General features: G+C 57.1%; 2 protein-coding genes. Both read right to left on the reverse strand.

What is annotated here, in order from left to right:
• Nucleotides 1–177: 177 nt before the first annotated feature.
• Complete coding sequence (locus CT676_RS45980) at nt 178–570, reverse strand: hypothetical protein (protein WP_244623544.1); 393 nt, start codon at nt 568–570, stop codon at nt 178–180.
• A 12-nt stretch (nt 571–582) separates the two neighbouring features.
• On the reverse strand, nt 583–1,140 hold the full coding sequence (locus tag CT676_RS45985; protein ID WP_244623545.1) for a glycosyltransferase family 2 protein: 558 nt from the start codon (nt 1,138–1,140) through the stop codon (nt 583–585).
• Nucleotides 1,141–1,316 lie beyond the last annotated feature (176 nt).

Here is a 1,316-nt window from a genome sequence, read left to right on the forward strand (position 1 = left end):
GGCCAGTCATTGGACGCTCCGACGCGAGACATCGGCCGCCTGCAACGATTGGCGACCACGGCCGCGTGCCGACCTATCCGTTTGCACACACCCAAGACCCATAGGGGACCTTGCCATTTCGAGCGGCGGTCAGTTAGCTGCGCTATCAGATCAGAGCGTTCCCGCAGAAAGGATGAATTAAATTGCACCCGGCGCGCGCGCCCGAGCACGGATGATCTTGTTGAGAGCCATCAGGACCGAGGGGCGCAGGATTTGGATTGCGTCACGGATCGTTGCGCCGAGTGGCTGCCGGCCGATCCGTCCGCGTAGTCGAGCAACCCGCAACGCACGCACGACCGTTTCAGGATCGGGAAGTTCTCCTTTATCTTCCAAAAGGCTCCAAGTGAGGCGTTTGAGATCGACTGTCTCTTGGTCAATGTGAGTGAACGACCCGTCTGCCGTGATGCAGGGGTGGTTGGTCATGTCGTAAAAGATAAGACCATCGTCTATCGCTACCATGTCACCATGGCAGGCCAGATCAATGAAGAACAGTTGGTCGACCCCCCAACTTATCGACTTGTAGTTTCGCATCAGGCAGCCGGCTTAGACGACGTTGCTATTGACCAACAGCGTCGATGGGACAATTCCGAGCGACCGCGTTTTGCCCACCAAATAGAGATCAGTCAGGCACTGTTGGCCCGAATACACGTAAATCTCACCCCCTTGCCGGTACTTTATGCCTTTGTCTTGCACCAGATGGCTTGTGGAGGTGATGACTGCCGCGGCGGGGTAGGCCAACGCAAGTCTCGCGAAAGACGTAAGCGCCCCTGGCGCGAGCCAGTCGTCGTCATGCAACAATTTGATCCAGGGACCGCGACACGCAAGCATCGCATTGTTCGTGTTCTCGACCTGACCACGGCCTCTGCGGTTCTCGACGACTCGGATGCGCGGTTCTGTGCTGACATATTCGGACAAGAGGCGACAACTCTCGCCCACTAACCCTTCGTCGTCGCTGATCACCATTTCCCAATCGGAGAAGTCCTGCTGCAGCACGCTTTCGATCGCGCGTTGCAGCCCAAAAGGACGTCGAAAGGTTGGGATCGCGACCGAAATGAACGACCGGAGTTCCGCCTCGCTGTTCGACAGTTCTGCTGGAGACACAATCATCATCCCCTAGACGCAAGACCGCTCAACAATAACAGTTCTCGGGGAGCGGCAACATCCTAGATGTCCGGATGTGGCCGATTTTGTTGCAAAAGTCGGCTGTAACCGACGGATGTCTTTCGGCCATTCGAAGGCCGACCGGCTTTGATCCGCCGACCCGAATGCTCTCAACG

Origin of the sequence: Bradyrhizobium sp. MOS001, assembly GCF_004634465.1 — a bacterium.
GTDB lineage: Bacteria > Pseudomonadota > Alphaproteobacteria > Rhizobiales > Xanthobacteraceae > Bradyrhizobium > Bradyrhizobium barranii.